The organism is Mariniflexile sp. (genome assembly GCF_052728615.1).
This window is the reverse complement of record NZ_JBFVFE010000064.1, coordinates 1-21,788: the sequence shown is the minus strand read 5'-3', so window position 1 is coordinate 21,788 and position 21,788 is coordinate 1. Positions and strand designations below refer to the sequence as shown.

Below are 21,788 nucleotides of genomic sequence, written 5' to 3'. Positions count from 1 at the left end.
AAAAATGGAATGAACGTATCAGAAGCGTTGAAACTTATCGCTAAAAATGAATTTCAGTTTGAAAACTGATTAGTTACCATTTTTTAAATCAATAAATAATGACAACTCAAGAACATATAAAAGATTGGTACGCAAATGAAGAGAAAATTTATATTGCGACCGATTGTATTATATTTGGTTTTGACGATGGCATTTTAAAACTACTTGTTTTTGAAAGACGTGTAAAGCCCTTTAAAGGTGTTTTATCGCTTATTGGAAGTTTTGTTAAACCCAATGAAAATGCCAACAAAGCAGCGCGTCGGGTTCTTGAGGAAATTACAGGCTTAGACCATATTTTTATGGAAGAACTTAAAACCTACACCGAGGTAGACAGAGACATGGGTGCCCGATGTATTTCCATCGCACAATATGCTTTAATTCGAATTCAGGAATATGACAAAAAATTGGTTGAAAAACATGGTGCCTTATGGTATGAGGTTGATAAACTTCCTCAACTTGTTTTAGACCATGACGACATGGTTAAGGATGCTTTGGACAGGCTGCGAAGAAAATCTAAGTTTTATCCCATTGGTTTTGAACTATTACCCAAAAAATTTACCATTCCCCAATTACAGAATCTGTATGAAGTCATCCATCAAAAAACGTTGGATTCAAGAAACTTTAGAAAAAAAGTATTGTCATTAAATCTGCTTATTCCATTAAATGAAAAAGATAGATCGGGTTCTAAAAAAGGGGCTTTTCTTTATAAATTTGACTACAGAAAATATAAAAAATTAGAAGAAGACGGATTTAACTTTTCATTGTTTAAGTGATTTTTTCGAAGAAATCATTTAAACTTTTTCTAATTTTTATAGGCATATAATCAAGAATGGCAACTAGTTACAAATTAACCAAGCAGCAACAGTTGTATCAAATCTATTTCATGGATTAAGCCTGTATCCCTAAGGGCTACAGGCTGTAAAATAAGTGCGCTGTTGTTATTTAATCAACGCGTATAATGTATCGGCCACTTTATTGGAAGATGCCGGGTTTTGTCCGGTAATCAAATTTCCGTCCTTAACCACATGAACATTCCAATCAGCTGCTTTGGAGTAAATGCCTCCATTTTCCTTCAGCATATCTTCCACTAAAAATGGAACCACATGGGTTAACTGTACTGCCTCTTCTTCAGAATTGGTAAACCCTGTGACTTTTTTTCCTTTTACCAAGGGTTCTCCTTCAGCATTTTTCACAGCTTTTAAAGCAGCCGGTGCATGACATACAAAAGCGATCGGTTTTTCCTGTTCATTAAAAGTTTCGATCAACGCTATGGACGTTTTATCTTCGGCAAGGTCCCAAAGCGGGCCATGGCCACCCGGATAGAAGATGGCGTCGAAATCTTCCGCGTTCACTTCGGATAGCTTTTTAGTGTTGTCAATCACTTTTTGTGCAGCTTCATCGTTTTTAAAACGTTTGGTGTCCTCGGTTTGGGCATCCTCGGTATCACTGCTAGGGTCAATAGGCGCTTTTCCACCTTTTGGCGTTGCCACGGTTATTTTTACATCCTTATCAAGCAAGTTGTAATAAGGCGCTGCAAACTCCTCGATCCAAAATCCGGTTTTCTTTCCAGTGTCTCCCAATTGGTCATGGGATGTCAGTACAAATAATACGTTCATATTCTTTATTTTTATGGGTTACTATTTTCTATTTGTGTTTTTAATGTTTGTGCGGTTGCCACAAAGCCACTAAAGCTAAGTGCCAACAACAGAAATGTGATCTTTTTCATTTTAATATGCCTTAATATGCCATTTTTACAATCTTCTCTGCATCTTTTGGTGTAAGGTTTTTGTGTTCACCAAGACCTTCCCAGCCACGGGCTTTAAATCTTTTTGAGATCTCCTCGGCAGTACCTTCATAATCTTCGGTATATTGGGATAGTTTGGTGTCTATTCCCAGCTCATTAAAGAAAGCTTCTGTTCTTTTAATCGCAGCTCTTGCTTTATCTTCTGTAGATCCTTCGGTAATATTCCAAACGCGCTCGCCATATTGTGCCAGTTTTTCTTTTTTCGATTCAAAATTATACTCATAATGACTCGGTGCGATCACCGCCAGGGTTCGTGCGTGGTCAATCCCGTAAAGGGCGGTAAGTTCATGCCCCATGGCATGTACTGCCCAGTCTGTTGGAACTCCTTTCTGGATCAGGCCGTTAAGGGCCATCGTACAACTCCACATAAAATTGGAAGCTGCCGCGTAGTCTGTCTGGTCTTCCAGGATTTTAGGAGCCACTTCTATAAGCGTTTGGAGAATACTTTCTGAAAATCTATCCTGAAGATTGGCGCCGGCAGGATAGGTAAGGTATTGTTCCAAAACATGTGTAAAAGCATCGGTAATTCCATTTACCAATTGCCTGTGAGGGATAGAGTGTATCACCTGCGGATCCAGTACCGAGAATTCAGGGAATAATCCTGCGCCTCCCATGGCCAGTTTCTCTTTGGTGTCTTCCCTGGTGATTACGGCTCCGGAGTTCATTTCAGATCCTGTAGCCGGTAAGGTCAGTACCGTTCCAAAAGGCATGCCTTTAAGCGTAGGGATATTATTGGTAAGTATATCCCAAGGCTCTTTACCTTCGTATAAGGCGGCAGCAGAAAGGAATTTGGTACCGTCTATCACAGACCCTCCTCCAACAGCCAGCAAATAGGTGATATTTTTCGCTTTTATCACGTTTAGCGCCTTCATAAGGACGGCATATTCCGGGTTTGCAGGAATCCCGCCGAATTCCACAACCTCGTGGTTTGCAAGCGCAGTGATTACCTGTTCGTAAATACCATTCTTTTTAATGCTTCCCCCGCCATACAACATCAATACTTTGGCATCCTTAGGGATTTCACTTTTAATGTTTTCTATTTGGCTTTTCCCAAACAATATTTTGGTTGGGTTCTTAAATTCAAAATTGTTCATATCTGTTTATTTTTTTATAGTTTTACTACCATTTTCCCTTTGTTCTTTCCGTCAAAAAGATCCAAAAAGGCTTGTGGTATATTTTCAAATCCCTCTCTTATCGTTTCAGTATAGCTTAGTTTGTCCTGATGTAACCATGCTGACAATTGTTTGATGCCTTCAGGGTGTTTGTCCACATAATCGAAGATCACGAAACCTTGCATAGAAGAACTTTTCTTTACCAGAAATGGTTGTACGCTAATGCTTTTTGGCAGTTCGGTGTTGTTGTATACAGAGATGGCGCCACAGTTAACGGTTCTGGAGAATTTATTGATGTTGAAGAGTACAGCATCAGAGATGGCACCACCAACATTGTCAAAATAGACATCGACACCATCGGGACATGCCTTCGCAATGGCTTCGGTCATATTTTCAGTGGTGTTGTAATTGATACCTTCATCAAAACCGAATTCGGATTTGAGCATGTCAACCTTTTCATCGGTCCCGGCAATTCCCACTACCCGTAAGCCAAGGATTTTCCCTATTTGGCCCACGACGCTACCCACAGCACCCGCTGCACCGGATACGATTAGGGTCTCCCCTTTTTTAGGCTTTCCTATTTCCGTTAGCCCAAGATAGGCGGTAAGCCCTGTCATGCCCAAAATTCCAAGATATGCAGAAAGGGGTGCTTTATTTGGATCGACCTTAATAAGCCCATCGGCTTTTGCTATCTGTGTTTCTTTCCATTGTAGCATCCCAGACACGAAGTCTCCTGTACTAAAGTTACTATTCTTAGATTCCAATACTTCAGCAATCATACCGGAAGCCATTGGTTTATCGAGTTCAAAAGGCTCGATATAGGATGGCGCATCGCTCATTCTACCTCTTAAATAGGGGTCTACAGAAACATATTTAGAGCTTAGCAAAACCTCTCCGTCCTTTAATTCCGGTATTTCTGAAGTGGTAAAGTCAAAATCCGTTAACTCGGGCCTTCCTTTTGGTCTGTTCCTTAAATTTATCGTTCTTGTTGTTTTCATCGTTTTTTATTTTAAATTTTTATACTGTTCCATGCCATTTCATAGGCTTCATTTATATGTACCGGTGTTAATTCATAGAGCCCACGCTGTTGCATGTTCATTAAAAAAGCGATAGGATAGATGCTGAATGCATAAAGCATATAAGGGGAAACCGGTTTAATGATCCCTTCCTTTTGCCCGCGTTCCCAAAGGTTCAACAAAGGTTGCAGGTGTTTTAAGCCTTCCTTTCTGCTGGGTTCATCTATCATGGGTGTGTTATCGCATTGAGACAGAAACATGGCTTCTTCAACTTCTTTTAATTTGAATTCGGCAATATTCTTCCAGATATTTTCAAAACCTTTTTCTACCGAAAAATCTTCTTGGTAATCCTTAAAAGCGAATTTGCTAAATGCAGCCTTCACGTCGATATAGACTTGATTTATTAGGTCTTGTTTATTTTCGAAATAGAGGTAGATGGTTCCTGGGGAAACCTCTGCCATCTTAGCGATCTTGGCCATAGGGGCCGCATGAAAACCATTGTTGTTTACAAGGTTTATGGTAGCTCTTACAAGTGCTTCTTTTTTGATCTGGCTTTTTGGAACTGCGCTCATGACTTTTTGATTCTGATGCAAATATATGAAAAAAATGAACGTTCATTCATTTTTTGTATCATAGTTTAACTTTTATTTAACCCTATCCTTAAAGTGGTGCTGAACGGTCACAAAAAAATAACTGTTTGGTCTAGGCATAAACTTAAGTGGCCATATCCCACATAAACCAAATTGCCAATAGAATTCTGACTATATGTTGTTCTTACTTCTTTTCCATCTGTTTATATTTTTTTATAGGTAAGATGGAACGCTTTGACAATCATTTCCCTGTGTGAATAAAATTTGACCATGGGCGTTTCATTTGCTAGGCAGCATTGTACTCTTAATCAAGAACCTCGGGGCAAGCCCACAAGGTATGAACAGGAAAATGCCTGTTTATTCGATGCAAGATCCGGGGTATCAAAACCCACTGGAGGGGATTAAAATTGTCTGTAATCCATCCAAACATCTTTTTATGGACCAGTTTCTCTAGAGCGATAATGTTACTTTGCCAAACCTATCTCCAAGAACATCGGAGGAATACTTTCTGTCGCTGTCACGCTTCGGTTTTTCTTCTTTCATTTGATCAAGCGTTGTGTTAAGCCTGTTTTAGCCGGCCCAAGCCTTGTTCTTTTTCGCCAGCTCTGCGTTAAAAAATGATTCCGTAGCTACGGCTATGCAATAATTTTTTGTCTTGATCTGACAAAAAATAACGGCGGCTTAACCGAGACAACAGGCTTAACACAACACTAGCTTTGAGTTTCGTTTAAAAGACCGTTTTGTTTTCTCCTAAACGAGTATATCTTGAATTGTAGCAATGCGACCATAGCCAGGAATGTTACCAATATGATAAGCAATAACATATTTATTTCTGGTTTAATGGATGATAGATCCCCTCCGTAAAAAGCTATTTTCCTGAATCCACTCAAAAACTGCGTCGATGGAATATATTGGGCAATGTTCGCAATGGCATCGGGAAATGCCAGTGTTGGCCAGGTAAACCCACTGAGTATAAAAGCCGGTGTGGAAATTACCATCAAAAGTTCGGTGGCTTTTAATTGGCTTGGGATGGCAATGGAAAACAACATGCCTATAAACATGGAAGCCAAGGTTAACAGCGTTGCCAAAACCAGCATAGGAAAATTGTAAATGGCCGCATCAATATTAAAATAGGGTATCAACAGACTTACAATAATCCACATAAAAGGGATCATTAGTAAAAATGGGGCGGATTTAAGAACGATATGATACAAAGACCATTTACTTTCCTGTACCAGATTCCCAAAATACCCATCTTCAAAATCCCTGGCAAAAACCAATGCCAACGCCAAGAATATAACCTGTTGCATGATGGCGGCAAGTAAACCGGGAAGCATAAAAGTCACATAGTTTCCAGCGGAATTATATAGTTTATTAAAATTAATCTTAAAGCTTTCATAAGCGGCCAAGGCCTGGTTGGGGTGCAGGCCTTGTTTTTTAAGTCCCTCTATTTCTATTCCTGCGTTTATTGTCAGCAAGACCGATTGTATGTTCTTGCTGGTTGTATTGGCATTCAAAATATTGGCCATGTTCAGATCGACCCGTATTTCGGGATGTCGTTTTTGCAGGATGTCCGCTTCAAAATTAAATGGCAAAGTAATCACTGCCGCATATTGTTCCAGAGGCATTTCTTCCATAATATTGCCAGGGGTGTACCGCAGATCTTTTACCAATAATGCTTCATTGTCCTCAAAGGCATCGATAATTTTATCAGTGGTAGGGCTGTGGTCCTGATCTATAATCACAATAGGCAGATTTACCACCTTTGCTTGCTGATATACATAACCGAATAAAATACCGTAGAGAATGGGTGCTCCAAAAAAGATAGCGAGCACTACATCATTTGAAAAAATACGCTTAAACTCTATGCGGAGTAATCTTAAAAATTTTTTCATGTGTTTATATTTATTGTTTTTTATAGGACACATGCTGTTCGCTATTAATCATTCCCTTGGGCAATGAAGCTTTTAGCATGCTCGTTTCATGCCCTTTACTTTTTAATTAGGATGGTCGCATTTGCATAATACGAGTGGCTGGTGCTACTGGAAGTTGGGACTACCTTCAACTCATAAATAGATTCGGACAGTTCGTATAAAGGTGCTGTGCTTGTAATTTCGGCGTACTGCGCCAGTTGCTTTATGGCTACAATTTTAGCATTGATCTCTTCTTTGGTATAAGGGTTGATAAGTGTTAGGGGTTTGCCCACTTCAAAATCGTACACTTTTGATTCGGGTACTGTAAAGCGGAAATACATACGGCTCTTTTCATAACCATTGAACAGCGTAAAACCGGGCGAAAGCAATTCCCCTTCCTTTAGGCTAATGGTTTCCACTGACATATTAGTAGGTGCAATTACATATTTTTCATTGGAAGCGGAAACAACTTCATCCTTGGCGCCAATGGCACGATCCAGTTGCCCTTTTGCTTGATCTATCTGCTCTATTCTGGCACTATTTATGGCCTCGTTACGCTTTGCCTCCAGCGCGTTTACTTGTGCTTTTGCAATATCCAGTTTCATTTTTACTTCATCAAATTGTTGTTGGGTTATTAAAGAATCCTGATACATGGCTTGCATTCTGTTGAAGGATTCCTTTGCGAATTCCAATTGGGCCTTACCGGAATTTAGTTGGCCATTGATTTGGTTTAATTGGTCCTTGGTAGCACCGTTATAAGCCATGTCCAATTGGCCCTGCGCAGCTCTGATGGCACCATTTGCTTGTGTCATTTTTGCATTGATTTCCGGAATATCGATAAGGGCAAGCGTGTCCCCTTTTTTTACATCCTGGCCTTCTTCTACATAAATTTTGCTGATTCTGCCCGCCAGTTTGCTACTTATGGAGATGGTTTCAAATTTAACCTTGCCCCTGTACGGGGTAATTGAATCAGTGTTTCCGCAAGAATTTAAGACTATGATTGCGATACTGCCTATAAAAATATTTCTGATTGTGTTCATTTTCTTTATGCTGTTTTAATTGTAAAAGGAGGTAAGTATGCCTTTGGCATGTAGCAGGTTTGCTATAGCTCTTCGCTGACCGAAAAAAGACTCCTGCAATTTAAAATTGGCTTTTTCCAAATCGGTCAACGCATCAAGTACGTCATTTATGGGAGCCAGGTTGTTTTTGAATTGTTTATCGACCATGTTATACGTGGCACTGGCCAGATCGATTTCTTTTTGGACTATTTTGGTATTTTGAAGGGAGGACTCATAGGTGAGTTGTGCCTCGATGATGCTTAATGCTATCATTTCCTCGGCTTCTTCTATTTGTTCCCTATATTTCTGGCTTTCAATTGTGGATTTTTTACTTTTTAACTGGGACTGAAAACCATCGAACACATTCCATTTAATGCCAGCCCCAATAAACCATATTGGGTCTAGCAAGGAGAGGTCATCTTCTATAAATTCATAATGTCCCTTTAAGGCAAGCTTTGGTATAAAATTGCTTTTTTCCATTTTAGATTTATAAAGTGACGCTTTTTCGGCTTCCTCCAATGCTTTTATTTCATTACGTTTTTCAGTGCCTGATACCGAAGTGGTTGAAAAAGACTGCAATTGCGGATCGAGCAGGGCTAAATTCTCCCTGCTTTCACCAGTGAGTTGGTGCAGCACTTCTATCAATACCGTTTTATTATGATTAAATTCCAATTCCTTTGAAGCTAATTGTTGCTGTGCCAATTCAATTTTTTTTCGACTTATAGGAGTTGCCAAACCATTTCCAATAGCTTTTTTTACGTAGAATTCTTGTTCGTTCAAGTAATTTTCAGAAGTAGTTAGTACACGTTTGGAGGCATATACCAACGCCAGTTTATCATAAGTCTCTATGATTTTTAAAGCAATTTTATCCTTTTCGGCATTTCCTACATAATTCAACGAAGCCTCTTTATGTTTACTCGCTTGGATAGCATTGGTAACTTCAAGTCCGCTAAAGAGCACCCAGTCTAAATCCACGGATGATTTCAAGATATTCTTGTTTTGCAGATTAGGAACCTCTTTTAAAGGGATATTTCCTGGAAATGGATCGTAAAAGGGAATACCAATGGCTTCTTTGATAAGAAGTTTTTGTGTTCCGATCAAGAGGTTTTGGGTGTCATCGTCAAAAGTGATGTCGTCATTCAATCGCGTGAAGCTCCCATTGAGAGTCACTTTGGGCAGGAATACGGTCTTGGCCAAATTTTGATCGACTTTTGCCTGTTCGGTATCAAGATCATGAACGTTGATACTATGGCTTTTATCCAATCCTTTACTTATAAGTTCCTTTAGAATTGGATCCAGCTGTTGCGCCATGGACATAGCCGGAACGAACCACGCCAGGGCAATGAAGAGGATACTTGGTCTTGCTATGTTTGGGTACATTGAAAATGATTTTAAAATTGCAATGCAAAGGTCTTGATAAAATCATTAAGTCGATTTGATTTATATCAAAAAAATAATAAATAGAACTCATTTAAAAATCATTTCTTCTGATGCGACTCAGTGTTTCCTGTGTCATCCCAAGGTAAGAAGCAATATAGCCTAAGGGAACACGATGGGAAATATCCGGGAATTCAGAGATCATATAATCATAGCGTTCCCTGGCAGTCTGGAACTGGATGGCATTCAGTTTTCGCACAATTTTCGTAAGCATTTCTATGGACAAGAGTCTAGCAAATTTTTCCATTTTGTGGTATTTTGCTAATAATAAGTCCAATTTTTTATAGGAAATACTATAGACAATTGAATCTTCCAAAATCTCCAAATAGTAACGGCTAGGGCTTTGATTAAAGAAGCTGTCTGCGCTGGTCATAAATTTACCCTCTCCAAAGAACCATTGCGTTATTTCCTTCCCTTCTTCTTTTAGGTAATAACTTCTTCCCATACCCTGTTCCACAAAATATAAGGTATGGCAAACCTGACCTTCTTTTAGTAACACTTTATTTTTCGGGATGTATTCCTTTTCAAAATAAGAGAGTATGTCATTGAGTTCATCGTGGGAGAATGGTACCAATGTTGTAAGGTAGTCGGTAATAGTCATTAAACACTAATTTGTTAATGCATTAAAATAATCATATATGTTGTTGGTCAATATAGGGATATATATAGTTAGTGACCCTATCAAGCCCATATGAATTATTGAAAACGATTTTAAAGTCCTATAAAACGGCCGTTTTTTGGACTCTTTTACCAAAGTACAAAACTTTAATCTACTAACTTCCCATTTATGGTCTCTTTTAATTCACCTTTTACGGAACACTTATGAAGTCTTTACGAAACCCAATATTACCAAAAGTGTTAAGCGAATTAGTTACCGCTGAATTAGTTTACTCTAAAAGCAATTATTATACTTCCCCCCATCCTTAGGACAATAAACCTTTAAAAATAAGTTTAATGATGGTGTCAGAAGAGGGGGGTCCGGGGGGAGACCCATAACCTGCCCTTTTTGTTGAAAACCCTATTTTCCTCTTTCGTGCCATCATGCCGCTTTCTCCTTTCTTTGTTGATAAACTGTTGAGAGCGTCTCATCGTCGAGACTTTGGTACCTTCTCTCGTTGTTATAATACCTTAAATCCGCAAGCAATTAATTTGTCAATTTAAAATTAATTTTCTAATGGAATTTTAACATTTCTGACTCCGATTCTGCTTGCTTTTTCCTGTTTTTGTTTTAACATTTCCTTGTCTTGGCTTTTTTTGGACAGTATTTTGTTTCCTTGGCTTAACAGATGCAACTGCGGTTTTAAATTAGCTTTTTAAACAAAAAAAGACCTGTAAAAAACAAGTCCATAGTTATCTAATCCCTTAAAACCAGTGACTCCATCAGGATTCGAACCTGAATCTAAAGTTTAGGAAACTTTTGTTCTATCCCTTGAACTATGGAGCCTGAAACTGAAAAAGCCACTCAATTTATTGAATGGCTCTCTGTTAACTTGCTCCCCCTCTTGGGCTCGAACCAAGGACCCTTTGATTAACAGTCAAATGCTCTAACCAACTGAGCTAAGGAGGAGTGTTATCTTTTCGCTTAAGCGAGCGCAAATATATATATATTTTTAGTTATTGCAAATATAAATTTCAAAAAATTTATTTAAAAATGGCTTTAAAAATATCGTTGCCATTTGCAAACAAAACCAAAGCGATCAATAAAAAGAAACCTAACATTTGCGCATATTCCATAAACTTGTCCCCTGGTTTTCTGCCTGATACCATTTCGTATAGTAAAAACATCACATGGCCGCCATCTAAAGCCGGTATGGGCAATAGGTTCAACACGGCAAGCATAATGGACAAAAAAGCTGTTAAATACCAAAAGGCATGCCAGTTCCAAGTGGCTGGAAACATATTCCCAATAGCTGCAAATCCACCAATTTGTGCGGCTCCTTTTTTAGTAAAAATATACTTGAACTGCGCAAGGTAATCTTTAACTTCCCAATAACCCTGGCTTAAACCACCTGTTATACTCTCAGAAACAGTGTACTCTCGTTCGTTTAATTTAACATAATCCAAATCGGTAACTTTTGAAACGACACCTATAAGTTTATCTTCGCCTTGTGTAATGGTTAAGTTTTTAGTTTCATTGTCGCGCCCAACTTCTACATTTAGTTTACCACTAGGGTTGTTTTTAATTTGATAGGTTAAATCAGTATAATAGGTTATTGGTTGCCCATTAACGGCAATAATCTTGTCGTTTGCTTGCAATCCCGCTTTTTCTGCCGGCGAATCTGCAACCACAGAATCTAATTGAAATGGGTAACGAGGCGCTAACGCAGGTATATCGCCCGCTTCAAAAAGCTTTGTTCCAATATCCTCTGGAAGTTGGATGTTTTCAGTTGAACCATCAGGATGTTCCACTTTAACATTATCAACCTTTCTGAACATTAAGTATTTATTGATGTCTATAGAAAGCGCTTCAAAAGGCTTACCGTTAACCGATATCACTTTATCGCCTTGTTGAAAGCCATAGGTTTCTAAGGTTTTTGCTACTCCAAAGCCATATTTAATATCATCTTTGGTGGAATAATTTGTGCCCCAAACAAAAAGCATCATCATAAATAAAAAGAATGCCAAAATAAAATTGACCGTCACCCCTCCAAGCATAATAATTAAGCGTTGCCATGCTGGTTTGGAACGGAATTCCCAAGGCTGTGGCGGTAATGCCATTTGCTCGGTATCCATACTTTCATCTATCATACCAGATATTTTAACATAGCCGCCCAAAGGCAACCAACCAATACCATAAACGGTATCGCCAATTTTCTTTTTAAACAGTGAAAACTTGACATCAAAAAACAAATAGAATTTTTCTACCCTGGTTTTAAATAATTTTGCAGGGATAAAATGCCCCAATTCGTGTAAAACGACAAGTATGGAAAGGCTCAATAATAGTTGCCCCGCTTTTATTAAAAATACTGACATGTATTAGGTTTTTTTTATAATCGCACAAAAGTAAGCTTTTAACATCATTTTGAAAACTTATGAATGCTTTACTTGGTTTTTTAACACCGATTTATTAATTACTCCTTGATTGGTATGTAATTTAACAAAAAGCACCCCGAAAGACAATGAAGACACATCGACCATGCCGATTTATATATCAATTGGCCAAGCGCATTGAATATTTGGATTTCTGAAAACTCTGAATATTAGGTTTTTATAAACGGTTTAAGTTTCATTGGGCTTCAGTTTCTTGAATCTTAGTAAATAATTTATTACAATCCTGTCCAAAAAAAACTCAAAGTGAACAAACAGAATACGGATGGAAGCAGTCTTTTCATTTTTTGTGATTTTTCTTTTTAAGGCAGTTTTAAACCAATTTTGATTGTTAAAAAAACCTATTTATTACTGATGTGTCGTATTTTTGCACTCCATTCTTACTGATAAGTCTTAAAATATAACAAATGCTTTCCTTTTTTAAAGATTATAAACGCTTCGGAATTGTTTTTTTGGTTATATCGGTTATTATAGTCGCCATCATTTATAACACACTAAATGTTTATCAACCGCTTCCCATTTACCAACCGGCTATGGTAAGTACGGAGTTGGTTGATAGTACCCTTCAATATCAAAAAAAGTATCATAAAATCGCCGATTTTTCTTTAATCAATCAAAATGGAAAAACCGTTACCCAAGACGATTATAAGAATAAAATTTATGTTGCCGATTTCTTTTTTACTACCTGCCAAACTATTTGCCCGATTATGACCAGCCACATGGCCCAGATTCAAAAAGAACTTATTGATGATAAGGATGTATTATTGCTTTCGCATTCGGTGACCCCGGAAATTGATTCGGTGGCACAACTTAAAAAGTATGCTTTAGAGAAAGGGGTAAATGATGCCAAATGGAATTTGGTTACAGGCGATAAAAAACAAATTTACGAATTGGCAAGAAAGAGTTATTTAGCCGTGAAAGATAACGGCGATGGCGGACCCTTCGATATGATTCATACCGAAAACTTTATGCTTATTGATAAAAAGCGCCAAATCCGCGGGTTTTATGATGGTACGAATCCGGATGCCATAAGTCGTTTATTGGAGGATATTGAAGTTTTGAAGAAGGAGCAGTAAAAGGGATGGGAGACCGAAGACAGATGACTGAAAAAGCGACTGAAAACTGCGACTGCGACTGCCACCGAAAACTTTGAACCTGAAACTTTGAACTTGAAACTATTTACCTTACTTTTGCTTCTTTAAAATCAATCTAAATAAGAGTGCAAAACACATTAGCAGACTTAAAACGGGGTGAACGCGCCATTATACTGGATGTTTCGTCCATCCACATACCATTAAAACTTCTGGAAATGGGATGCTTACCGGGTAATTTGGTCGAGCTTGTTCAGTTGGCGCCATTCAAAGACCCCATGTACTTAAATATTAACGGCACCCATTTAGCCATTAGAAAAGAGACTGCTACCCATATTTTAATTGAAAAAGAAATATGAGTAAACAAATAAATGTGGCCCTAATAGGCAATCCCAATACGGGTAAAACCTCCGTTTTTAATGCGCTTACCGGACTGAACCAAAAAGTGGGGAACTACCCGGGCATTACGGTTGAAAAAAAGGAAGGTATTTGCAAACTGCCACGTGGCGTTAAGGCACATATTATCGATTTGCCCGGTACGTACAGCTTAAATGCTTCGTCGCTTGATGAAAATGTGGTTATTGAATTGCTTTTAAATAGAAACGACAAAGATTTTCCCGATGTGGCCGTTGTGGTTAGTGATGTTGAAAACTTAAAAAGGAACTTACTGCTTTTTACCCAAATTAAGGATTTAGAAATACCCGCTATTTTGGCTATTAATATGGTAGATAGAATGCGCTACAAAGGCATTTCGTTGGACATTGACTATTTAGAAACGCATCTTCAAACTAAAATCGCACTTATAAGTACCCGAAAAAAGGAAGGTATTGAAAATTTAAAGCATCTTATTTCAAATTATAAGGACATTTCGGTAGCGCCATGTATCAACGCCTCGGAGATTGATAAAGACTATTTTGAAAATCTGCAAAAGGCATTCCCAAATCAATTGCTATATAAATTGTGGTTGGTTATTACCCAAGATGTAAATTTTGGAAAAACAGACCGAAAGGAAATTGATGCGGTCGCCAATTTTAAAACCAAAAGTAAAGCCGATTTAAAACGTTTGCAGCAAAAAGAGACCATCAAACGGTATCAGTTCATTAATCATGTACTTAAAGAAGGGCAAACCATTGATGCTTCACAAGCTAAAGATTTACGCAGTAAACTAGACCGTGTGTTGACCCACAAAGTATGGGGGTATCTTATCTTTTTCGTGATACTGTTGACTATTTTCCAAGCTATTTACGATTGGTCCAGCGTGCCCATGGACTTTATTGATAGCGCATTTGCATCGCTGAGCGAATGGACTAAAAATCAAATCCCCGCAGGTCCTTTCAGAAATTTATTGGCTGAAGGCATCATCCCTGGGCTTGGTGGCATCGTGATTTTTATTCCACAAATAGCCTTTTTATTCTTGTTTATTGCTGTACTTGAAGAAAGCGGTTATATGAGCCGTGTGGTGTTTTTAATGGATAGGGTGATGCGCCGTTTTGGGTTGAGCGGTAAAAGTGTGGTGCCCCTTATTTCTGGTACTGCTTGCGCTATTCCGGCTATTATGGCTACCAGAAACATTGAAAGTTGGAAAGAACGACTAATAACCATTTTAGTTACCCCGTTTATTACCTGTTCTGCCCGATTGCCGGTATATTTGATCATAATAGCGCTCATTATCCCTGAAGGCCGATTTCTTGGGTTGGGCTATCAAGCATTGACCCTGATGCTTTTGTACTTTATTGGCTTTGCTTCTGCGGTTATTTCAGCTTATATATTGAACAAAATATTAAAAATAAAAAGCAAGACATTTTTTGTGGTCGAAATGCCAAATTACAAATTGCCCCTATTTAAAAATGTGGTTTTAACCGTGGTTGAAAAAACAAAAGCATTTATTTATGGTGCAGGAAAAATCATTCTGGCTATCTCCATTGTGCTTTGGTTCTTAGCCTCTTATGGCCCTGGGGAACCGTTTAACAATGCCGAAACCATTGTTGAAAAGGAATACGCATCGCAACAATTATCTGAGGAAGAAATAAATCAGCATCTGGCATCTTACAAATTGGAGCATTCATATTTAGGTATTACAGGTCGTGCTATTGAACCTGTTATCAGGCCACTGGGTTACGATTGGAAAATTGGCATTGCCATTCTAAGCAGTTTTGCTGCCCGCGAGGTTTTTGTGGGCACGCTGGCAACTATTTATAGCGTTGGAAATAATGACGAAGCCACCATAAAAAGCCGAATGGCCGCAGAGGTCAATCCTATTTTAGGTGGTCCCTTGTTTACATTTGCCTCGGGTATTTCATTACTCTTGTTTTATGCCTTTGCTATGCAGTGCATGAGTACTCTGGCCATTGTAAAACGGGAAACCAATAGTTGGAAATGGCCGGTTTTACAATTAGTGATTATGAGTGGTTTTGCTTATTTTGTAGCTTTAATTGCTTTTCAGTTATTGAAATAACCAATAAAAATTCCTTCCCTTTAAAAAGAAAGGGCCTGTGCCGGATTTATTTCGGTATGTCCGGCAGGGACGGAAATGGTGTACACCAACTTAAAAAAGGAGGAGATTTAAGGATTTCGTATTTAAAACGACAAACAATAAATAAAGGTCTTTTCTTTGGGAAGATTTAGATGAACTTATGAACACCATACTTCAAAACATACTCGTTATTTCAGCACTCGCATTTGCTTTGTTCTTTCTGGTCAAAAAATTCTTTTGGAAAAAATCTGCTTCTAAAAAATCGTGTGGTGGCGATGATGGCTGTGGTTGCCATTGATTGCTTTTTTTGGGTTAGTCCTTTATCCCATTGATTTTAAAGTTTATTCAATATGCTTTTAAGTTCGTCCATTAAGTTTTTTGTTTGTTCTTTTTCGCCTTTCAGGGCTAATAAAATTTCTTTTACTTTCGATTTTCCAAACCCCCAAGCCTGTTCTAAAGTTATGTGGGGGGGCAAGGCCAATTCACCAGGATTGGTAACGGCATCAATGATAAAAGGTTTGGTAGATTTTATGGCCATTTCAATGGCTTGCGGAATAGCATGGGCATCTTCAACACGAATGCCATCACCTCCACAAAGTTTTGCATATTCAGCAAAATTGGGGTTGGTTAAGCTTAAAGCTTTATCTGAATAGGCATATCCGGCCTCTTCCTGTTCAATTTTAACAAACCCGAGTTGACTGTTATTGTACACCAAAATTTTTACTGGCCAGTTGTACCTAACTGCTGTTATAAAATCGTTCATGCACATTCCGAATGCGCCATCGCCAACAATTGCCCAAACCTGTCTTTTTGGATTAACCGATTGAATGCCCATGGCGGCGGGAAAACCTACCGCCATAGAGCCATGGTTAAAAGATCCCTGCAACTTTCGGGTGCCATAAAATGTTAAATGATGTGCCACCCAAATGGTACTCTCTCCAACATCTACTATAAAACAAGCATCGCTAGCGGCTTGTTTATCAATTTCCTGAATAAATAATTGTGGATGGATGGGTTGCGTGGCTTTGTTATAATTGTCAGAGTTGGCTTTTTTATTTTTCCATTCATTGAAATTTTCACTCAAACGGTTTAAAAACGTATCATTTTCATTTATGGTTATTTTAGGAAGCAACTTAGCCAAAGAAGCACCACAATCTCCATGAACGCCGAAGGACACTTTTGCCCGGTTCCCTATATTTTCAAGACGTTTATCTATTTGAATAATAGTGCTATCATCGGGCAGAAAATTTGTATATGGAAAATCGGTTCCAAGCATAAGTAAAACATCGGCAGCCATGACCGCTTGATAACCGCTGGGGTTTCCTATCAACCCTGTCATACCAACTATGTTTTTATCGTTTTTATGGAATATATCCGAAGCCCGTAACGTATGTGCTATGGGTGCTTTCAATTTTTCTGAAAGCTGCAGCACCTGCTCTTTACAGTCTTTACAACCTGCTCCAGCAAAAATGGTGACTTTTTTTGCGGAGTTCAATACGGCAGCTATTTTTTCTATATCGCTATCGCTGGGCATCAAAACGGCGTGCGATTTAATTACAGGATGTATAAAATGATCTCCTGCGGCTTTTTCGGTGGCAATATCCATAGGTATTTCAACACGTACCACCGCATTTTGCTCTAAAGCTACTTGTATGGCACGTAGCACAACTCTTGGGGCTTCTTCTGCGGAACGGATCACTGCTTGGTAGGCACATACATCATCAAATATTTTTGTCAGTCCTACTTCTTGAAAATGGTTGGTGCCCATGTTTACACGTGCAACTTGGCCACTAAGGGCAAGCACTGGCACGCGCTCTTTTTTAGCGTTGTATAAGCCATTGATCAAATGCAAGGTCCCTGGACCAACAGTTCCTGCACAAACAGCAAGATTTCCTGTTATTTGAGCCTCGGCGCCAGCAGCAAACGCACCGTTTTCTTCATGGCGCACGGCATTCCATTTAATATTGAAATCATCCCCTTGCAATGCATCCGTAAAGGCATTGAGTGCGTCGCCTGTAACGCCCCAAATTTGGGTAACACCTACTTCTTCTAAAATTTTTAATATTTGTTTTGCTACGTTCATGGTATATATTGTTAATTCAACTTTTTGGGAATGCACATAAATTCAAAAAAAAAGATTGGCAACTAATTGCTTTTTTAAGATAGCCTTACCATCAACTTTTAAATCCTCATGTTTTTTGCGTAAAGTGTAGGAGGCAAGCCCTTTTGTTAAGATTAAGGTGTATGTTTATTTTTCTTTAAAATTAAGAGAATATTTTTTTTGCTACAAGTTTTACGATAAAAACCTTTGATATTTTATTTTCCAAATAAACTATCTCGGGCATGGTCCACAAGGTATTCATCCCGATAGGGGCCCATCAGGACCAAAAAAAGAAAATTCCAAATTCCAAAAAAAAACAACAACAAAGACAAGGTAGAGCCTCCGGGAATTAAAACCGAAAAAGATTAAATCCTCTTGGGTATTCTGTAAATTGAAAGAGGAAAAAACAAACAGACTGGATACTCTGCTTCCTTCCATAAATATAGAACTCTTCTTGATTTTTTGTTTTTGACATTGCAACAAACGCATCAAAGGGTATGCGTAGAATGCCCCATGGGCCTTAGTTGTTTGGCTTGCTGATTTTCACTCATAAAAACCCTATTTTTTCAAAAACTCACGCAGTACATATTGTAAAATACCGCCGTTGCGGTAGTATTCTATTTCTATTAACGAATCGAGTCGCGCAATGGCCTTAAACATTATAATTTTACCAGAATCATCTTTAGCACTGATTTCGACTTCCTTTTGCGGCTTCAAATTATTTGCTATTCCTGTTATTGTAAATAGTTCTGATCCTCTTAATCCTAAGCTGTTTGCGGATTCACCTGTTTTATACTGTAACGGCAATACGCCCAGACCTACAAGGTTGCTTCTGTGGATACGTTCGTAACTCTCGGCCAATACGCATTGTATTCCTAATAAAAAAGTGCCTTTTGCTGCCCAATCACGCGACGAGCCACTTCCGTATTCTTTGCCTGCCAAAACCAATAAGGGGGTTTGTTCTTCTTTATATTTTGCTGATGCACCGTAAACCGTCATGGTTTTTCCCGAAGGCAAATGCTTGGTATATCCGCCTTCTTGGTCTGCTAACTTATTTTTAATTCGAACATTGGCAAACGTGCCGCGTACCATCACTTCATCGTTTCCCCTGCGCGAGCCGTACGAATTGAAATTTTCTTTTTTGACCCCTTGCTGCAATAAGTATTGACCAGCTGCCGAGTCTTCACTGAAAGCGCCCGCAGGCGAAATATGGTCTGTGGTAATACTATCGCCCAACACCAACAATGCCCGTGCATTTGCAATATCTGCTAACGGATTGGGCTGTTCTGAAATACCTCGAAAAAAAGGAATTTCCTTAATATAAGTTGAATTGCTATCCCACGCATATAGTTTTTCGGTAGGCACTTCAAGTTGCCTCCAAATGGCGTTGCCTTCAAAAATTTTATCATAGTTTTTTGCGAAATCCCCGGGCGATAAAACCCGACTTAAAATGTCGTTTATTTCATCATCTGTTGGCCAAATGTCTTTTAAATAAACGGGTTCTTGGTTAGAATCGTAACTTAATGGCTCGTTAATTAAATCAATATCCACGCGGCCAGCAATGGCATAGGCCACCACAAGCATAGGCGACATTAAAAAGTTCATTTTTACCTGCGGATGAATTCTAGCTTCAAAATTTCGGTTTCCAGAAAGCACCGAAGCTACAATCAAATTATGTGCATCAACAGCTTCGGCTATTTGTGGTGGTAAAGGTCCCGAATTACCAATGCACGAGGTACAACCGTAACCCGCTAAATGAAATTGAAGTGCTTCTAAATCTTTCATTAAATCGGCTTTTTCAAGATAATCAGTTACTACTTTAGAGCCTGGAGCAAGGGAGGTTTTTACCCAAGACTTTACATGAATGCCATGTTCTCTCGCTTTTCGGGCCACCAAGCCTGCGCCAACCATTACAAACGGGTTTGAGGTATTGGTACATGAGGTTATGGCCGCTATAACTACCGAACCATCTGAAAGCATAAACTTTTCTTGACCGCGTTGTATCCAAACTGTTTTTAAGTTGCTACCATCTTTAGTTTCGATTTTGGCTTGGAATTTCCTTACCTCGGCTTTAGATAAAGGCAAATCGCCACCTTCGCCTTCAAACCGCTTAATGGAGCGCTCCATATCACGTTCGTCTTGCGTAACATAGGCTCTATTAAATCCCTTGTCCAACAACTCGATAAATTTGTTCTTAAAGTTTTTTAATAAAATTTTATCCTGTGGGCGTTTAGGACCTGCAACGGTAGGTTCTACGGTTGAAATATTTAGCTCTAAAACATCTGTATAAGTAATTTTATCTTCATTTTCTCGCCATAACATGTTGGTTTTGCAATAAGTTTCCACCAAAAGTATTTGTGCTTCAGAACGATTGCTTTTCCGCATATATTCCAAGGTTTTATCATCTATAGGAAAATACGTAATAGTGCTACCGAATTCGGGGGACATATTCCCTATGGTTGCTCGGTCTGGCACTGAAAGATGATCTAATCCAGATCCAAAAACCTCAACAAACTTTCCTACTACACCATGTTTACGTAGTAATTCTGCTATGGTCAACACCAAATCGGTTGCCGTAGAGCCCAACGGAAGTTTACCTGTAAGTTTTAAACCTATAACCTCGGGCATAATAAAATAGAGGGGCTGTCCTAATATTGCGGCTTCGGCCTCAATACCCCCAACGCCCCAAGCTACAACACCAATACCATTTACCATGGGTGTATGGCTATCTGTTCCTACCAAAGTATCGGGAAAAACTTCACCATTGCGCTCAATGACGCCTTTTGACAGATATTCAAGATTTATTTGGTGACAAATTCCCATGCCAGGAGGGACTACTGTAAAGTTATCAAAGGAATTTTGTGCCCATTTTAAAAATTGGTACCGTTCTTTATTCCGTTCGTATTCCTTATCCATATTGCGTTCATAGGCGTATTCGGTGCCAAAATAGTCAACTTGCACTGAATGGTCTATAACCAAATCAACAGGTATAAGCGGATTGATGGTATTGGGGTCTTTTCCTTTTCTTGCAACCTCTGCACGAAGTGCTGCAATGTCAACTACCGCAGGAACGCCTGTAAAATCTTGCATTAATACACGTGCAGGCTTAAACGGAATATCTTTATCTGTACTTTTTGGTTGCCAATGCAATAGGGTTTCAATATGATCTTTGGTTACCGCAAAATCATCGTGGTTCCGTAAGGCGTTTTCTAATAAAATCCGGATAGAAAACGGTAATGTATCAATAGCATACCCCTGTTTTTGTAGCTCAGAAAGACTATAATAGGTATATTCTTTTTCATTAACTTTTAATGTTTTTTTTATATGAAAGCAATCCATAGGTATAATATTTTTTAGATAAATTCTTAAATTATATAAGCAACAACCCGTATTGAAGAAATAGAGGACGACACGTATAAGTGCCTGTTTTAAACTGGTTTTAGAGTCTTTTTAAATTTGACCTCATTTTCAATTAATAAAAATGATGATTAGCAGGCTTTCGCCCCATTTTTAAAATACCGATGCTTAAATATAGAAATAAAAAGCGGTATCGCAACACCATTTGCTATGAATGTTTTTCACTTTATAGCAAAACAAATTACATATTTTAAACACCGCCAAAGCGCACTGAAACACCAAAGTAAAGCATTAAAACGCTAATAGTTGTTACCGCTATGATGTGTAACCCTAAAAACCATAAATTTTCTCCGTTTAATTTTGGAAACACAAAAAGACGTGCGTGAACAGCCAACAAAACAATAATCAATAACAGGATTAATTTAATGGTTATTGCTGTTTCCATAGGATTGGCAAACCCAAATAGATTAACATGGTAAATTGAAATTGCCATCCAAATACCAGTGATTAGTTGAATCGCTAAAGCCGGGAGCCCTATGGTCTCAAATTTACTTTCAAAGGATTTTATTATCCCAGGATTTTTTGTTCGCAAGGCCTCCGGCAAATACCGAAGGCATAAAACTAAATGGCCACCAATCCATATTGTGGCGCCCAATACATGAAATATAAGTAACCATTTAAACATTCTTTTTACTTTTTAGTTTTTTTTTTGATAGAGAACTTACCATTGACAAGTATTTAAATATCAC

At 38.5% G+C, this 21,788-nt stretch carries 17 protein-coding genes and 2 tRNA genes; 5 read left to right on the top strand and 14 right to left on the bottom strand.

Features of this window, described 5'->3' with window-relative positions:
* The first annotated feature begins 98 nt into the window (after positions 1–98).
* On the top strand, positions 99–812 hold the full coding sequence (locus ACU1LP_RS16875; RefSeq protein ID WP_445733066.1) for an NUDIX hydrolase: 714 nt from the start codon (positions 99–101) through the stop codon (positions 810–812).
* A gap of 165 nt (positions 813–977) precedes the next feature.
* On the opposite strand, the gene ACU1LP_RS16870 is transcribed toward ACU1LP_RS16875, so the two are convergent.
* The 11 genes from ACU1LP_RS16870 to rseP all read right to left on the bottom strand — a co-directional run bounded on the left by ACU1LP_RS16870 (position 978) and on the right by rseP (position 11,942).
* Positions 978–1,655, bottom strand: coding sequence for a type 1 glutamine amidotransferase domain-containing protein (locus ACU1LP_RS16870; protein WP_445736853.1), 678 nt, complete (start codon positions 1,653–1,655; stop codon positions 978–980).
* A gap of 121 nt (positions 1,656–1,776) precedes the next feature.
* Complete coding sequence (locus ACU1LP_RS16865; protein ID WP_445733068.1) at positions 1,777–2,937, bottom strand: iron-containing alcohol dehydrogenase; 1,161 nt, start codon at positions 2,935–2,937, stop codon at positions 1,777–1,779.
* A 14-nt stretch (positions 2,938–2,951) separates the two neighbouring features.
* Positions 2,952–3,953 (bottom strand): NADP-dependent oxidoreductase, encoded by a 1,002-nt coding sequence (locus ACU1LP_RS16860; RefSeq protein ID WP_445736852.1) that lies wholly within the window; start codon positions 3,951–3,953, stop codon positions 2,952–2,954.
* An 11-nt stretch (positions 3,954–3,964) separates the two neighbouring features.
* Positions 3,965–4,543, bottom strand: a complete 579-nt coding sequence (locus ACU1LP_RS16855; protein WP_445736851.1) for a TetR/AcrR family transcriptional regulator — start codon at positions 4,541–4,543, stop codon at positions 3,965–3,967.
* Positions 4,544–5,271: 728 nt separating this feature from the next.
* Entirely contained in the window at positions 5,272–6,456 is a 1,185-nt protein-coding gene (locus ACU1LP_RS16850; RefSeq protein WP_445736850.1) for an ABC transporter permease, read from the bottom strand.
* Positions 6,457–6,551: 95 nt separating this feature from the next.
* Positions 6,552–7,514, bottom strand: a complete 963-nt coding sequence (locus ACU1LP_RS16845; RefSeq protein ID WP_445736849.1) for an HlyD family secretion protein — start codon at positions 7,512–7,514, stop codon at positions 6,552–6,554.
* A 15-nt stretch (positions 7,515–7,529) separates the two neighbouring features.
* A complete protein-coding gene (locus ACU1LP_RS16840; protein WP_445736848.1) occupies positions 7,530–8,912 on the bottom strand; it encodes a TolC family protein in 1,383 nt (460 codons plus the stop codon).
* A gap of 91 nt (positions 8,913–9,003) precedes the next feature.
* Entirely contained in the window at positions 9,004–9,570 is a 567-nt protein-coding gene (locus tag ACU1LP_RS16835) for a Crp/Fnr family transcriptional regulator (RefSeq protein WP_445734736.1), read from the bottom strand.
* Between the two features lie 771 nt (positions 9,571–10,341).
* A tRNA-Arg gene (locus tag ACU1LP_RS16830) sits at positions 10,342–10,413 on the bottom strand.
* A 49-nt stretch (positions 10,414–10,462) separates the two neighbouring features.
* Positions 10,463–10,536: transfer RNA gene (locus ACU1LP_RS16825), tRNA-Asn, on the bottom strand.
* 74 nt (positions 10,537–10,610) lie between these two features.
* The gene (gene rseP / locus ACU1LP_RS16820; RefSeq protein WP_445734735.1) at positions 10,611–11,942 is read right to left on the bottom strand and encodes an RIP metalloprotease RseP; all 1,332 of its coding nucleotides are present in this window, start codon (positions 11,940–11,942) and stop codon (positions 10,611–10,613) included.
* Positions 11,943–12,424: 482 nt separating this feature from the next.
* On the opposite strand from rseP, the gene ACU1LP_RS16815 reads away from it, so the two are divergent.
* From ACU1LP_RS16815 to ACU1LP_RS16800, 4 genes are all read left to right on the top strand, one after another.
* Entirely contained in the window at positions 12,425–13,093 is a 669-nt protein-coding gene (locus tag ACU1LP_RS16815) for an SCO family protein (protein WP_445732597.1), read from the top strand.
* A gap of 143 nt (positions 13,094–13,236) precedes the next feature.
* Positions 13,237–13,467, top strand: a complete 231-nt coding sequence (locus ACU1LP_RS16810) for a FeoA family protein (RefSeq protein WP_445732596.1) — start codon at positions 13,237–13,239, stop codon at positions 13,465–13,467.
* Positions 13,464–15,563 (top strand): ferrous iron transport protein B, encoded by a 2,100-nt coding sequence (gene feoB / locus ACU1LP_RS16805; RefSeq protein ID WP_445736847.1) that lies wholly within the window; start codon positions 13,464–13,466, stop codon positions 15,561–15,563. The genes ACU1LP_RS16810 and feoB overlap by 4 nt, the downstream gene beginning before the upstream one ends.
* Before the next feature lie 178 nt (positions 15,564–15,741).
* Positions 15,742–15,879 (top strand): FeoB-associated Cys-rich membrane protein, encoded by a 138-nt coding sequence (locus ACU1LP_RS16800; protein WP_445732594.1) that lies wholly within the window; start codon positions 15,742–15,744, stop codon positions 15,877–15,879.
* 36 nt (positions 15,880–15,915) lie between these two features.
* Here ACU1LP_RS16800 and ACU1LP_RS16795 read toward each other — a convergent pair whose 3' ends face one another.
* The 3 genes from ACU1LP_RS16795 to ACU1LP_RS16785 all read right to left on the bottom strand — a co-directional run bounded on the left by ACU1LP_RS16795 (position 15,916) and on the right by ACU1LP_RS16785 (position 21,724).
* Positions 15,916–17,664, bottom strand: coding sequence for a thiamine pyrophosphate-dependent enzyme (locus tag ACU1LP_RS16795; RefSeq protein ID WP_445736846.1), 1,749 nt, complete (start codon positions 17,662–17,664; stop codon positions 15,916–15,918).
* Between the two features lie 576 nt (positions 17,665–18,240).
* On the bottom strand, positions 18,241–21,021 hold the full coding sequence (acnA, locus tag ACU1LP_RS16790) for an aconitate hydratase AcnA (protein ID WP_445736845.1): 2,781 nt from the start codon (positions 21,019–21,021) through the stop codon (positions 18,241–18,243).
* 268 nt (positions 21,022–21,289) lie between these two features.
* Complete coding sequence (locus tag ACU1LP_RS16785) at positions 21,290–21,724, bottom strand: copper resistance protein CopD (RefSeq protein ID WP_445734271.1); 435 nt, start codon at positions 21,722–21,724, stop codon at positions 21,290–21,292.
* Between the last annotated feature and the right edge of the window lie 64 nt (positions 21,725–21,788).

Bases quoted from the DNA above. Each gene is read 5' to 3' on its own strand.
- ACU1LP_RS16875 (WP_445733066.1), top strand. From the start codon at position 99: ATGACAACTCAAGAACATATAAAAGATTGGTACGCAAATGAAGAGAAA.
- ACU1LP_RS16870 (WP_445736853.1), bottom strand. From the start codon at position 1,655: ATGAACGTATTATTTGTACTGACATCCCATGACCAATTGGGAGACACT.
- ACU1LP_RS16865 (WP_445733068.1), bottom strand. From the start codon at position 2,937: ATGAACAATTTTGAATTTAAGAACCCAACCAAAATATTGTTTGGGAAA.
- ACU1LP_RS16860 (WP_445736852.1), bottom strand. From the start codon at position 3,953: ATGAAAACAACAAGAACGATAAATTTAAGGAACAGACCAAAAGGAAGG.
- ACU1LP_RS16855 (WP_445736851.1), bottom strand. From the start codon at position 4,543: ATGAGCGCAGTTCCAAAAAGCCAGATCAAAAAAGAAGCACTTGTAAGA.
- ACU1LP_RS16850 (WP_445736850.1), bottom strand. From the start codon at position 6,456: ATGAAAAAATTTTTAAGATTACTCCGCATAGAGTTTAAGCGTATTTTT.
- ACU1LP_RS16845 (WP_445736849.1), bottom strand. From the start codon at position 7,514: ATGAACACAATCAGAAATATTTTTATAGGCAGTATCGCAATCATAGTC.
- ACU1LP_RS16840 (WP_445736848.1), bottom strand. From the start codon at position 8,912: ATGTACCCAAACATAGCAAGACCAAGTATCCTCTTCATTGCCCTGGCG.
- ACU1LP_RS16835 (WP_445734736.1), bottom strand. From the start codon at position 9,570: ATGACTATTACCGACTACCTTACAACATTGGTACCATTCTCCCACGAT.
- rseP (WP_445734735.1), bottom strand. From the start codon at position 11,942: ATGTCAGTATTTTTAATAAAAGCGGGGCAACTATTATTGAGCCTTTCC.
- ACU1LP_RS16815 (WP_445732597.1), top strand. From the start codon at position 12,425: ATGCTTTCCTTTTTTAAAGATTATAAACGCTTCGGAATTGTTTTTTTG.
- feoB (WP_445736847.1), top strand. From the start codon at position 13,464: ATGAGTAAACAAATAAATGTGGCCCTAATAGGCAATCCCAATACGGGT.
- ACU1LP_RS16800 (WP_445732594.1), top strand. From the start codon at position 15,742: ATGAACACCATACTTCAAAACATACTCGTTATTTCAGCACTCGCATTT.
- ACU1LP_RS16795 (WP_445736846.1), bottom strand. From the start codon at position 17,664: ATGAACGTAGCAAAACAAATATTAAAAATTTTAGAAGAAGTAGGTGTT.
- acnA (WP_445736845.1), bottom strand. From the start codon at position 21,021: ATGGATTGCTTTCATATAAAAAAAACATTAAAAGTTAATGAAAAAGAA.
- ACU1LP_RS16785 (WP_445734271.1), bottom strand. From the start codon at position 21,724: ATGTTTAAATGGTTACTTATATTTCATGTATTGGGCGCCACAATATGG.